The organism is Streptomyces sp. NRRL S-455 (assembly GCF_000717875.1).
Taxonomy (GTDB): Bacteria; Actinomycetota; Actinomycetes; order Streptomycetales; family Streptomycetaceae; genus Streptomyces.
The window spans coordinates 38,563-53,070 of the sequence record NZ_JOCT01000001.1 but is presented as its reverse complement, the minus strand read 5'-3'; the positions used below and the strand labels follow the sequence as shown (position 1 = coordinate 53,070).

The window sequence follows — 14,508 nt, the reverse complement described above, 5'->3', positions numbered from 1 at the left end:
GTGTGAGCACCACCGACACGCGCGTCGTCCCGGCGGCCCTGCGCACGGCGACCGGACGCGAGGCCGGCCGATGGGTCGCGGCGCACTGCCGCGACGTGTCCTGGCTGACGGTCGCCACCGTGCTCACCACCGTGGCCGGGGCGGCGCTCCAGGTCCTTCCCGTGCTCCTGCTCGGCCGCGTGGTCGACGGAGTGGTCGAGGGCGAAGCGCGCTCGATCCTGGTCACGATCGGGGCGCTGATGGTGGCCGCCGCGCTGCTCGGCGCGGCGGCCACCGCGGTGTCGACCTACCTGATCGGGCGCCTCGGCGCGGACCTGCTCGCCCGGCTGCGCGAAGGTGCCGTCCGGGCGGTGCTCGGCATGCCGAGCGCACGGATCGAGCAGGTCGGCCGGGGAGACGTGCTGTCCCGGGTCGGTGACGACGTGGCCGTCATCTCCAAGGGCATCCGTACGGCCATCCCCACGGTGTTCTCGGCGGGTGTGCTGGTCGTCATCGCCACGTTCGGCATGTTCGGACTGGACTGGCGGCTCGGCCTGGCCGGTGCCGGGGCGCTGCCCGCCTACGCGCTGGCCCTGCGCTGGTACCTCCCCCGGTCCGCCCCGCTCTACCGGAAGCAGCGGGCCGCCCAGGCCGACCGGGCACAGGCCCTGATCAGCGGCCTGAACGGCATCGACACGGTCCGGGCGTACCGACTCGAGGGTGCCTTCCGCGACAAGGTCACCCAGGAGTCGTGGCGGGTGCGCGACCTCGGCATCGAGGTGTTCCGCTTCTTCGGCCGGTTCGTCGGCCGGGAGAACCGCGCCGAGTTCATCGGGCTGGTCCTGATCCTCGTCGTCGGCTACGCGCTGCTGGAGGCCGATGCCGCCAGCCTGGGTGAGGTGTCGGCGGCCCCGCTGCTGTTCCACCGGCTGTTCGTCCCGCTCGGCGCCATCATGTTCACCTTCGACGAGGCACAGAAGTCGGGTGCGAGCCTGACCCGGCTCGTCGGGGTGCTGGCGGAGCCCACGGAGGACCGGCTGGTGGGGGACACGGCCGTCGAGTCGCCGCACACCGGGCCGTATCCGGTGACCGTCGAGGGGCTGACGTTCCGCTATCCCGACGCCGAGGAGCCGGTACTGCGGGACGTCAGCCTGACGATCCCCGCCGGCGGTTCGCTCGCGCTGGTCGGGGCGACGGGTGCGGGCAAGACGACACTGGCCGCGCTGGTCGCGGGCATCGGGACGCCGCAAGCCGGGTCGGTGCGGATCGGGTCGACGGACCTCGCCTCTCTGGACGAGGCCGGAGCCCGCTCCTTGGTCAGCATCCTGACGCAGGAGACCCATGTGTTCTCCGGGCCGCTCGCCGAAGACCTGCGGCTGGCCGCACCGGACGCGACGGACGCCGAGCTGATGGACGCGCTGCGCACGGTCGGCGCCGACGGGTGGGTCGATGCGCTGCCCGACGGGCTGAACACCCCCGTCGGCGAGGGCGGGGAGCGCCTGGACGTCACCAAGGTCGCCCAGATCGCCCTCGCCCGGCTGGTGCTGGGCCGTTCGCCGGTCGTGGTGCTCGACGAGTCGACGGCGGAAGCGGGCAGCGAGGGCGCCGCCGAGCTGGAGCGGGCCGTGCTGGCCGCGTGCTCGGGCCGCACCACGTTGTTCGTCGCGCACCGGCTGACCCAGGCGATGGCGGCGGACCGGATCGCGGTGCTGGACGCTGGACGCGTGGTGGAGGAGGGAACGCACGACGAACTGCTGGCCCTGGGCGGCCGGTACGCACGACTGTGGCGGGCCTGGCGAGAGGGCAGCTGATCAACCCCTGATGTGAGTGAGGCCGACTTTCGTACGGTGAAAGGAACGCGGAGTCTCGATGACGGAATCGACCGCTCGTCACGTACTGCTGTCCCCCGCACAACTGGCCGCCGTACGCCGGCGCGTCGGCGACCACGCCGACCGCACCATCGCCGAAGCATGCGCCATCGGACTGTCGTACTGGGCGACGGGCACCGGCCCCGACGGCATCGACCTCACGCCCGGCACCCTCTTCACCGAAGTCCTCGGCTGGGTCGACAACGGTGGGGGCCTGCCCGGAGGGTGGCAGGTCGGCGCGGACGGCCGGAGCATCGCCGTCCCGGACGGAGTCGTGCCCGCCGACGCACAGCTCGCGCTGGACGACCTGGCCGACTTCCCGGACCGGCCCCTCGGGACCATCGGTCCGTCCAGTGTGACGGCGAGGCTCGCGGCCCTGGCCGAATGGAACGACACCCACGCCGACCGGGTCCGCCCGACCATCGTGGAGCTCTTCCGCGAGCAGGCACGGAACAGGCCGGACGCCGTCGCCGTCGTCGACGAACGACGGACGCTGACCTACCGTCAGGTGGCTGAGCTCTCCGGGCAGCTGGCGTACCATCTGGCCGAACGTGGACTCACCGCCGAACAGGTCGTGGGCATCTCACTCGGCCGCTCCGCCGACATGGTGATCGGGTTGCTCGGCGTCCTCCAGGCCGGCTGCGCCTTCGTGCCGCTCGACCCGCAGTGGCCCGCCCCGCGCCGGGCCGTCGTCATCGAGGACGCCCGGGTCGTGGTGCAGCTCAACGACTCGGGCGAGCACGACCCGGCCGAACCGGAAGCCGTGGGCGTCGACCTGGACGACTGGAGGTTCGGCTCCTGTCCCGCCGAGGGGCCCGAGGTCACCGTCCGCGGCGACGCCCTGGCATACGTGATCTTCACGTCCGGTTCGACCGGGCGGCCCAAGGGCGCGATGATCCGGCACGAGGCGATCAGCGAGCGCCTGCTGTGGCAGGTCGACGAGATCCTGGGCTTCGGCCACGACGACGCGTCGCTGTTCAAGGCGCCGCTGTCCTTCGACATCTCCATCAACGAGATCTTCCTGCCCCTGGTGAGCGGCGGCCGGCTGGTGGTGCTGCGGCCCGGCGGTGAACGCGACCCGCACCACCTGCTGAGCGTGATCGCCGACCAGCGCGTCACCTTCACGTACCTGGTGTCGTCCATGCTGGACGTGCTGCTGGAGATCGCTGGCGACTCCGGGAAGCTGGACAGCCTGCGGCACGTGTGGTGCGGCGGCGAGGTACTGACCCCGGAGTTGTACGAACGCTTCCGCGCCAAGCTCGACATCCCCATGTACCACGGCTACGGCCCGGCCGAGACGACCATCGGCGTCTCGCACGTCATCTACCGGGGCGTGGCCGAACGCCTGTCGACGTCGATCGGCAAGGCCAACCCGAACACCCAGCTCTACGTACTGGACGACGAGTTGCGCCCGGTCCCGGTCGGCGTCGGCGGCGAACTCTACGTGGGCGGATTCCTCCTGGGGCGCGGGTACGTGAACGCCCCCGGCCTGACGGCCTCCCGGTTCGTCGCCAATCCCTTCGCCGACGACGGCTCCCGGCTGTACCGCACCGGTGACCTCGCGCGGTTCGCCCCGGACGGGTCGCTGGACTTCCTCGGTCGGGCCGACAACCAGGTCAAGATCCGCGGTATGCGGCTGGAGATCGAGGACGTCGAGGCCGGTCTCGCCGAGCACCCCGGGGTACGGCACACCTGCGTCGTCGCGAAGAAGAACACGGCGGGCGGCACCTACCTCGTGGGATACGTCATCCCGGCCGCCGGGCACGAGGAGCTGCGAGCCGACGAGGTCAAGGCGTGGGCCGGCGAGCACATGGTCGAGTACATGGTGCCCGCCCACATCGTGGTCATGACGGAGTTCCCGCTCACCGCGAACGGCAAGCTCGACCGGAACGCCCTGCCCGAGCCCACGACGCGGACGGGCGAGCTGACCCGGCCCACGACCGAGAACGAGCGCGCGGTGTGCGCCGCCGTCGCGACGGTGCTGCGGCTCGAAGAGGTCGGGACCGACCAGGACTTCTTCCAGCTCGGTGGAGACAGCATCCTGGCGATCTCGCTGCTGAGCGCGCTGCGCGAGGCCGGTCTGCACGTCACGGCACGGCAGATCTTCACCCACAGCACCGTGCGGGCGCTGGCGGCGGTGGCGAGCCGGGACAACGTCTCCCCCGTGGACCACCGCGACGTCGCCACGGGCCCCGTCGTCGGCTCGCCCATCGTGCAGTGGCTCGGCGAGACCACGGACGCGATCGACGGTTTCGTGCAGTCGGTCGTGCTGAACACCCCGGCGGACCTGAGCGCCGACGCCCTCGACGAGATCCTCACCGCCCTGGTCCGGCGGCACGACATGCTCCGCGCCAGGCTGGTGCGCGGCGACCGCTGGAGCTTCGACATACCGGAGGCCGACCGGGCCACCGCTTCGTGGCAGGAGAGCGACCGGCCGCTCGACGAGTGCGTCGCCCTCGCCACCGACGGGCTCGACCCGGCCGACGGCGCGATGCTGCGGGCCGTCTGGCGCCGCGAGGCACGGCAGCTCGTCCTGGTCGCCCACCACGTGGTGATCGACGGCGTGTCCTGGCGGATCCTGATGGAGGACCTGGCCACGGCGTGGCGGCAGTTCACCTCGGGCATGCCGGTCGAGCCGCCCCCGGTGGGCACGTCGTTCCGGCGCTGGACGCAGCTGCTGGAGCGTGCGGCGTTCGACGCGGACGCTTCCTACTACTGGCGCCCCCTGCCGGGGGAGGACGGACCGGTCGGCAGGCGCGCCCTGTCCCCGGCCGACACGGTCGCGCGGGAGCGGACGCGGACCGTCTCGGTCGGCCCGGAGGTCACGGCCGCGCTGCTGGGCGAGGTCCCCGCGAAGTTCCACACGGGCGTGGGCGACGTCCTGCTGACCGCGCTCGCCGTCGCCCTCGCCCGCCGGCGCCGCGACCTCGGTCAGGACCAGACGTTCGCCCACATCGAACTCGAGGGCCATGGCCGTGAAGGACAGTTCGTGGCGGGCTCCGCCGGCTTCGAGCCGGAACTGTCCCGGACCGTGGGCTGGTTCACCACCCTGTTCCCGGTGCTCGTGGACCCCGGCGCGGCGGCCGACTTCACGGATCCCGCGTACCTGACCAGCGCGCTCAAGAGGGTCAAGGAAGACCTCGCCGACGTGCCGGACAACGGCGTCTCCTACGGCGCCCTGCGCTACCTGACCCATACCGCGTTCGACGCGCCCGCCCCACAGGTCCTCTTCAACTACCTTGGTCGCTTCGACGCGGGCGCCGCGGGGGACTGGCAACTCGCCCGCACCACCGGGCAGCTGGGCGAGAAGCGCGATCCGCGGATGCGCCTGCCGCGCCCCCTGGAGTTCAACGCCATCGCCGAACCCGCCGCCACCGGCGCGTACGAACTGGTCACCACCATCTCCTGGCCGGACGGCATGTTCACCGACGAGGACATCACGACCCTCGGCGAGTACTTCCGGGCGGCCCTCGCCGGACTGGCCGCGCTCGACCGGGGCGGCCACTCGCCCAGCGACTTCCCCCTGGTGCCGCTCACCCAGTCCGACGTCGACGGCCTGGACGGCCCGGCGCTGCGGGACATCCTGCCGCTGACCCCGCTGCAGGAGGGCCTGTACTTCCACTCGGTCTTCGACGACGACTCCGCGGGCGCCTACGTCGAGCAGCAACTCCTCACCCTGGAGGGCGAGGTGGACGCCGACCGGCTGGCGGCGGCGGCCACCCGCCTGCTCACGCTGTACCCGAACCTCGCCGCCCGCTTCGTGGCCCTCACCGACGGCCGAGTGGTCTCCGTGCTGGAGAACGGTGTGGAGGCCCCCTTCACCACGGTGGACCGCCCCGGCCTCACCGACGCGGAGATACGCGACCTGGCCGAGCGGGACCGCCGCGCCGGGTTCGACCTGTCCACCGGCCCGCTGATGCGGTACACCCTCGTCCGCGCGGGCTCCGGCCGTAGCGTCCTGGTGCAGACCGTGCACCACATCATCGCCGACGGCTGGTCGGTGCCGCCGATGCTCCGCGCGCTGCTGACCGAGTATCACGCGCCGGGGACCGTGTACCCGGTCGGCGGCTTCTCCGACTACGTCGGCTGGCTCGCCGGACGGGACGACGACGAGAGTGACCGCGTCTGGCGCGAGCAACTCGCCGAGCTGCCCGGCCCCTCGCTGGTCGCCGAGGGGCACACCCCGTCCGACCGGTTCACCGAGACCGCCGTCGTAGCGGAGGCCGGGCTCGACGCCGCCGCCCGCTCGGCCGGCGTTCCCCTGAGTGCCGCCGTGCACAGCGCCTGGGCGGTGACCCTGGGCGGCATCCTGCACAGCAGGGACGTGGTGTTCGGTTCGACGGTGTCCGGGCGCGACGCCGACGTGCCCGGCATCGAGGACATGGTGGGCCTCTTCATCAACACCATCCCCGTGCGGGCCGGCTGGGCCGGCACGACCACGGCGGGAGAGCTGCTCGCCTCGGTACGGGAACATCAGAGCGCCGTGCTGCCACACCAGCACGTCTCACTGGCGAGGATCGGCCGTCAGGCCGACGCCGGCCCGTTGTTCGACACCCTGGTGGTGTTCGACGTCGCGACCGATGCCGCCGGTCTGCGGCGGCCCGGCGACACCCTGGTCATCACGGACATCGTGAACGAGGGCGCGCCCCACTACCCGCTGACCCTGGCCGTGGAGCGCGCGGTCGACGGCCGCCCCCGCTTCAACCTGATCTACGACGGTGCGCTGCTGCGGGAGGCGAGCGCCCGGGCGCTCCTGCGCACGTTCTCCGTGACGCTCACGAACCTGCTCACGCGGCCGGACGCCCTGGTCGACGACCTGGCGTCCGAGAGCGAGCGGCTCCCCGCGCGGATCACGCCGACGACCTTGGGCGCACTGTTCGACGCCGCAGCGCGCCGCGACCCGGCGGCCACCGCCGTCACGCAGTGCGGACTCGACGGCGGCACCCGGAGCCTGACGTACGGCGAACTCGCCGCTGCGAAAAGCGACCTGGCGGCCACCCTGCGCACGGCCGGTGTCGGGCCGGGCAAGCGGGTCGCCGTCGCCGTACCGCGCTCCCTGGAGCAGGTCGTCGCCCTGGTCGCCGTCGTCAGCGCGGGCGGCGCGTATGTGCCGCTGGACCTGGCGTACCCGGACGAACGGCTGGAGTACATCCTCGCCGACGCCGCTCCGCAGGTCGTCCTCGTCGACCGCGAGCAGCGGGACCGCTTCACGGAGCTGCTGGCCAGGGCGGGTGTTGCGGCCCGGGTGCTCGTGCAGGGCGACGAGGTGTCGGCCGGGGAGTCCCCTGAGCCCGAAACGAGTTGGCACGACCCGGCCTACGTGATCTACACATCCGGATCGACCGGCCGGCCCAAGGGTGTCGTCGTCCCGCACTCCAGTGTGGTGACGCTGCTCGCCAACACCCAGCCGGACATGGACTTCGGACCGCACGACGTGTGGGTCCAGTTCCACTCCTTCTCCTTCGACTTCGCGGTCTGGGAGCTGTGGGGCGCCCTGGCGTACGGCGGTGAGCTGCTGGTTCCGGAGTACGGCCTGACCCGCTCCCCGGTGGACTTCCACCGGCTGGTCCGCGAGCGCGGGGTGACCGTGCTCAACCAGACCCCGTCGGCGTTCTACCAGTTCATCGAGGCCGACCGGCACTCCGGTGAGCCGCTGCCCGCACTGCGCCGGATCATCTTCGGCGGCGAGACGCTGGACCTCGGGCGGCTGCGCGGCTGGGTCGAGCGGCACGGCAGCGCCTCGCCCGAACTGGTCAACATGTACGGCATCACCGAGACCACCGTCCACGTCACCCACCGGGTGCTGACCGACGAGGACTTCGACTCCGGCGACGACGTCAGCCCGATCGGGGGCCCGATACCCGGCCTGGTCACCTACCTGCTCGACGAGCGGCTACGGCCGGTGCCGCCGGGCCGGGTCGGCGCCATCTACGTCGCCGGCGACCAGGTGTCACTCGGCTACCTGGGCAGGCCGGGGCTCACCGCGAGCCGGTTCGTGGCGAACCCGTTCGCGGGCGACGGCTCCCGCATGTACCACACGGGCGACCTCGCCCGGCGGACCCTCGGCGGCGAGCTGGAGTTCGCCGGCCGTGCCGATGACCAGGTTCAACTCAAGGGTTTCCGCATAGAGTTGGGCGAAGTCGAGTCCGCGATCAGGGAACTGGACGGTGTGGTCGACGTGGCCGTCACGGTGGCGGACACCGGGGATCACCTGATCGCGCACGTGGTGGGCAGCGTGCCCACCGACCTCACGGACCGCCTGTCGTCCAAGCTGCCCGCACACATGATCCCGGGCAGGGTGCTCACGCTCGACGCCCTACCCCTGACGGTCAACGGCAAGCTGGACCGGAAGGCCTTGGGAGAACGCACCCTCAGGGGCGCCGGACCGTATGTGACCGCGGCTCCGCCGCGGGGCGCGACAAGCCACGACGCACCCGCGGACGAAACCGCGACGGTAGCCGCACTCACCAGGATTTTCACCGAGACGCTGCCCGGCACCGCCGTGAACGCCGACACCGACTTCTTCCGCGCCGGAGGCGACAGCATCGTCGCCATCACCCTGATCAACCGGGCCCGGGCGCAGGGACTGCCGATCGCACCCCGGGACGTGTTCCTGCTCAAGACACCGCGCGCCCTCGCCGAGCACCTGGCGACAAGCACACCCCGGCCCGCGGCCCCCGCTCATCGCGAGGACGGCCCGCTGTCCCTCACGCCGATCATCCTGCGCCAACGCGAACTGGGCGGATCCCTCGCCCGGTTCGCCCAGGCCAGGGCGCTGCAGGCCCCTGAGGGCACCGGATTCGCCGACGCCGAGCGCGCGGCGAACGCCGTCGTGGCCGCGCACCCGACGCTCCGGCTGCGGCTGCGCGTCGAGCACGGCGTGTGGACGCTGCGCACCGAACCCGCCCACCCTGTCACCGTCGTACGGCCGGACACCACCGATGCCACGACGGCGGCGAACGAGGCCGCAGGACGCCTCGACCCCGAGTCCGGGGACGTCATCGCGTTCTCGTGGCTGGAGCCGACCCGGACCCTGGTGGTCACCGTGCACCACCTGGCCGTCGACTCGGTGTCCTGGCTGGTCCTGCTGGACGACCTGGCCACCGCCCTGCGCGGGGAGCCCCTGGCGCCGCCGACCACGTCCTACGCCGAGTACGCCGATGCTCTGACGTCGCAGACCGCCCACGCGAGTGACGGGCTCGGGCACTGGATCACCACTCTCCAGGCGCCCCCGCTGCTGCCCGCCGTCGGCGGACTGCGTGAGACCACGGTCGTCCTCGCGCCCGAGGTCAGCGATCGCGTTTCCCGGACCGCGCCCAGCGCACTCGGCATCGGTCTCACCGAGTTGCTGTGCGGAGCCCTGCGCACCGCGCTGACCCGCATCCAGCCGACGCCCACCGACCTCGCGATCGAACTGGAGCGACACGGCCGGGTCCCGGCCCTCGAACACCACGACTACACCCGTACGGTCGGCTGGTTCACCGCCATCGCGCCCGTACGGCTCACCGCGCACACCGACCCCGTCGCGGCGGCCCGCGAGATCGCCGACCGCCAGCCGGACGAGCGCGCACACGTCGCCTACGGCGGGCTCCGGTACCTCAACCCACAGACGGCCCCGCTGCTGACCGCCCGCCCGCAGGTTCTGTTCAACCACCTCGGCCGGGGCAGCGAGTCCCAGGCCCTGCGGATCACCGGCGGCGACCAGGGCAGCCCGTACGCCGTCGAGGTCAACACCTGGCTGGACGAGGCCACCGGCAGCCTGCACGCGGCGTTCACCCTCGCCGAGGGCGTCCCCGACGAGATCACCGAGCACTGGCTCGGCGCACTGCACGGCATCGCGGACGCCGCCGCGACGGCCGAGCGCACGGCACCCGTCACCCCGCTGCAGCGAGGCCTGTTCTTCCAGGCCCAGATGGCCGGCACGGCCGGACACTACGTCGCGCAGAGCTGGTTCACCTTCGACCGGCGGCTGGACACCGACGCCCTGGCCGAGGCGATGGCGTACGTGATGGCCCGGCATCCGGTCGTGGGCGCCGGCTTCACCACCGACGGCGACGGAAGCCCGGTCCAGGTGCTCGCTGCGGGCCGTCGGGTCGGCGTCCGTACGATCGCCCTGTCCACGAAGGCGGAGGTCGACGCCCTGCGCGTCCGCGACCGCGACACGGGATTCGATCCGGGAGAGCCGCCGCTGATCCGGATGACCGTGGTGCGCCTGCCCGACGACCGCGACGGCCTGCTGCTCAGCTATCACCTGCTGCTGTGGGACGGCTGGTCCCGCGAGATCGTGCTGCGGGACCTGTTCGACGCCTATCAGGCCGTGCTCGCGGGCGAGTTGCCGGCTCCGACCCCGGCCACGCCGGGCTTCGAGGATCATGCGCGGGCGCTCCAGGCCAAGGATCCCGCCGTATCGGAACGGTTCTGGGCGGAGCACCTCGCCGGCCTCCCCGGCCCGACGCTGCTCGCGGGGCCGGCGCCGGCCCTCTCGGACGACCTGCCGCGCGCGCTCGTGCACACGCTGTCCGTCGAGCAGTCCGACCTGCTGCGGGAAGCGGCCAGGGCGCACGGCGTCACGCTGAACACGGTACTGACCGGCGCGTTCGGCCTGCTGCTGGGCGCCCGCACGGGCCGCGGTGACGCGGTGTTCGGTGTGACCGTCTCCGGCCGGGAGGGCGAGGGGCTGTCCGGCATCGTCGGGGTACTGCTGAACACCGTGCCCATGTGGACGCGGCCACGGCCGGACGACACGGTCCGTGAGTACCTGTCGGCCGTGCAGACGGCCAGGGTCGAGGCGATGGAGCACGAGCACCTGGGGCTCGGCGAGATCCAGCGGGCCAGTGGGCACGACACGCTGTTCGACAACCTCTTCGTCCTCCAGAACTTCCTGGACATGGACGCCTTCGCCGAGATGAACGCCCGGCACGGCATCACCTCGGTCCAGGCCGACGACTCCACCCACTATCCGTTCACCTGGGTCGTCACCCCGGGCGACCGGCTCACCGTCAAGCTCGAGTACCGCGACGAGGACACCGGGAACGCCCGCCACCTCCTGGACGACTACCTGCGCGTGCTCGAAAACCTCGCACGGTCGACCGGACCGGTCGGCGCGCTGCCCGGGCTCGGACCGGAGCCCTCGCCGGGCGAGCGGACGGACATCGGCACGGACACCGTCGTCGACCGGTTCGACCAGGCGGCCGACCGCGCCCCCGAGCGAGTCGCGCTGGTCGCCCACGGCTCGGCCATGACCTTCGCCGGGCTCCGGGACCGCAGCCGCGCGGTGGCGGGTGTGCTGGCCAGGCGCGGTATCGGCCCCGAGACGACCGTGGGTCTCGCCATCCCGCGTTCCCTCGACTCGATCGTGGCGCTGTTCGCCGTGCTGCGTGTCGGCGCCGCGTACGTACCGCTGGAGCTGGACCACCCGGACGAGCGGATCGCCGCCATCGTCGAGGACGCCCGCCCCGACGTGATCCTCACGGTGAGCGCGGTGTCCCCGCGGCTGACCGGCGAGCTGATCGAACTGGACCGGCCCCTCCCGGCGGCCGAACCGTTCGTGTCGTTCGCGCCGGACGACCCGCACCGGCTGCGGCACCCCGCCTACACGATCTACACCTCCGGATCGACCGGCAGGCCCAAGGGCGTGGTGACCGAGTACGCCGGACTCACCAACATGCTGATCAACCACCAGCGCCGCATCTTCGAGCCGGTGCTTGCCGAGCACGGCCACCGCGTCTTCCGGATCGCGCACACCGTGTCGTTCGCGTTCGACATGTCGTGGGAGGAACTGCTGTGGCTCGCCGACGGCCACGAGGTGCACATCTGTGACGAGGAGCTGCGGCGTGACGCGCCCCGGTTGGTCGAGTACTGCCTGGAACACGCCATCGACGTCATCAACGTGACGCCGACCTACGCGCAACAGCTCGTCGCCGAGGGGCTGCTGGACAACCCGGCGCGGCGGCCCGCACTGGTCCTCCTCGGTGGCGAGGCCGTCACCCCGACGCTGTGGCAGCGGCTCGCCCAGACCGAGGGCACGGCCGGCTACAACCTGTACGGCCCCACCGAATACACCATCAACACCCTCGGCGTCGGCACCTTCGAGTGCCAGGACCCCGTGGTGGGCGTGGCGATCGACAACACGGACGTGTACGTACTCGACCCGTGGCTGCGGCCCCTGCCGGACGGCGTACCCGGAGAGCTGTACGTGTCGGGCACCGGCATCGCCCGCGGCTATCTCGGGCAACCCGCCCAGACCGCGCACCGCTTCGTCGCCTGCCCGTTCGGCGAACCCGGCGAGCGCATGTACCGGACCGGGGACCTGGTCCTGCGCCGGCCCGACGGGAACCTGACCTACCTGGGCCGCACCGACCAGCAGGTCAAGATCCGGGGACACCGCGTCGAACTCGGCGAGGTCGAGGCCGTGTTCGAGGCGCACCCGGCGGTGCGGTTCGTCGCCGCGGTCGCCCAGCCCGACCCGCAGGTCGACGGCGCCCACCGGCTGGCCGCCTACCTCGTGCTCGACGGCGCGGACCTGGCGACGGTGGCCGCCGAGGTGGGCGCCGGGCTGCCGGACTTCCTGCGCCCCACGCACTACGCCCAGGTCGACAGCATCCCGCTGACGGTGAACGGGAAGGCTGACACCAAGGCGCTGCCGGAGGCCAAGCCGCTGGGTGCGCTCACCACGGCGGGGGAGCGGGGCCCGGAAACCGAGACCGAGACCGTGGTGTGCGAGTTCTTCGCCGAGGCACTGGACCTGGACGACGACGAGGTGAGCGCGGTGAGCGACTTCGTGTCCCTGGGAGGGCACTCCATGCTGGCGGTACGTCTCATCGGACTGCTCCGCCGCGAGTACGGTCCGGTGATCACCATCCGAGACCTGTTCACCCTGCGAACCCCGGAAGCGATTGCCCGACACCTCGATGACAACTCCTGACACGCAGCGGCCCCGCCCGGGGTCCGACATCCTCCGGACCGCTCTGCGCCGCAATCTCGGCGCCATGGTGTGGGGCACCGTCCTCATGGGCCTGTACCAGGCGGGTGAGACGGCCTTCCCGATCGCGCTCGGCCTGATCGTCGAGCACACGATGCGGGACCGCGGCCTCGGATCGCTCGGCCTGTCCATCGCCGCTCTGGCCGTGATCATCACGACCGTGTCGCTGTCGTGGCGGTTCGGGATGCGCGTCCTGCAGAAGGCCAACACGACCGAGGCGCACCGCTGGCGGGTGAAGGTCGCGGCCTGCGGACTCCAGCCGGTGGCCAGGGACGTCGACCTCAAGTCCGGTGAGGTGCTGACCATCGCCACCGAGGACGCCGACCAGACCGCCGACATCATCGAGGTGGTGCCTCTGCTCATCAGCTCGCTGGTCGCGGTGGCCGTGGCGGCGGTCGCGCTGGGCCTGGCCGACGTCCGGCTCGGCCTGCTGGTGATCGTGGGCACCGGCGCGATCATGTCGGTCCTCAGCGTGCTGTCCAGGCGGATCGGTTCCAGCACGCAGGAACAGCAGGCGCGGGTCGCCCGGGCCGGCGCGAAGGTCGCCGACCTGATCACCGGCCTGCGCCCGCTGCACGGCTTCGGCGGCAACCACGCCGCGTTCCGGTCCTACCGGAAGGCCAGCACGGAGGCGAAGCTGCAGGCGATCACCGTCGCCAAGGTGAACGGCGCCTACGCGGGGGCCGCGCTGGCCCTCAACGCGGTGCTAGCGGGCGCCGTGACCCTGACGGCGGGCTGGCTGGCGTTCGACGGGCAGATCAGCATCGGGGAACTCGTCATGGCCGTGGGACTGGCGCAGTTCATCATGGAACCGCTCAGGCTGTTCTCGGAGATGCCGAAATACGTGATGATCGCCCGGGCCTCGGCCGCGCGGATGGCACTGGTCCTGACCGCTCCACCGGTCACCACCCCAGGGACGGAACACCCCGCCGCGGGCGGGGACCTGGAACTCGACTGCGTCCGGTACGGCACCCTGCGCAACCTCAAGTTCCAGGTGTCCGCAGGGGAGTTCGTGGCGATCGCCGCCTACCAGCCGCGTGCGGCGGCCGACCTCGCGGCGATCCTGTCCCTGAACGTCCCGCCCGACGCGTACGAGGGCGTCGTGCGGGTCAGTGGCCGGCCGCTCGGGGACCTGGCGGTCGAGGCGGTTCGCGCGCACATGCTGGTGAACCCGTACGACGGCGAGATCTTCGCGGGCACCCTCCGCACGAACATCGACCCGTCAGGCACCAGCCGGACACTCCCCGAGGCCGTGGAGGCGTCCATGCTGACGGATGTCGTCGCTCTCCACCGGGACGGACTCGACCACGGTGTCCGCGACCGGGGCGCGAACCTCTCCGGCGGGCAGCGTCAACGGCTTTCCCTGGCCCGGGCGTTGGCGGCCGACACCGACATCCTCGTCCTGCACGATCCGACGACCGCCGTCGACGCCGTCACCGAACAGCTCATCGCGCGGGGTGTCGCGAAGCTGCGCCGCGGCCGCACCACCGTCGTGATCACCAGCAGCCCGGCCCTCCTGGACGCGGCCGACCGCGTCCTCGTACTCGACGACGGAGTCATCACGACCGAGGACACGCACCGGAACCTCCTCGCCACCGACGAGGACTACTGCCAGGCGGTGGCGCGGTGACGGTCCGCGCCGTGGCGAGGCCCCCTCGCTGTCGTCATCGACGCGGCGAG

General features: G+C 72.0%; 3 protein-coding genes. All 3 read left to right on the top strand.

What is annotated here, in order from left to right:
• Window positions 1-2 precede the first annotated feature (2 nt).
• From IE97_RS0100205 to IE97_RS0100195, 3 genes are read left to right on the top strand one after another with little or no spacing between them, the layout of a single operon-like run.
• On the top strand, window positions 3-1,790 hold the full coding sequence (locus IE97_RS0100205; protein WP_030147078.1) for an ABC transporter ATP-binding protein: 1,788 nt from the start codon (window positions 3-5) through the stop codon (window positions 1,788-1,790).
• Between the two features lie 58 nt (window positions 1,791-1,848).
• The gene (locus IE97_RS0100200; protein ID WP_030147077.1) at window positions 1,849-12,771 is read left to right on the top strand and encodes a non-ribosomal peptide synthetase; all 10,923 of its coding nucleotides are present in this window, start codon (window positions 1,849-1,851) and stop codon (window positions 12,769-12,771) included.
• Complete coding sequence (locus IE97_RS0100195; RefSeq protein ID WP_037843813.1) at window positions 12,758-14,458, top strand: ABC transporter ATP-binding protein; 1,701 nt, start codon at window positions 12,758-12,760, stop codon at window positions 14,456-14,458. Before IE97_RS0100200 ends, IE97_RS0100195 begins: the two co-directional genes overlap by 14 nt.
• The last annotated feature ends 50 nt before the right edge of the window (window positions 14,459-14,508 follow it).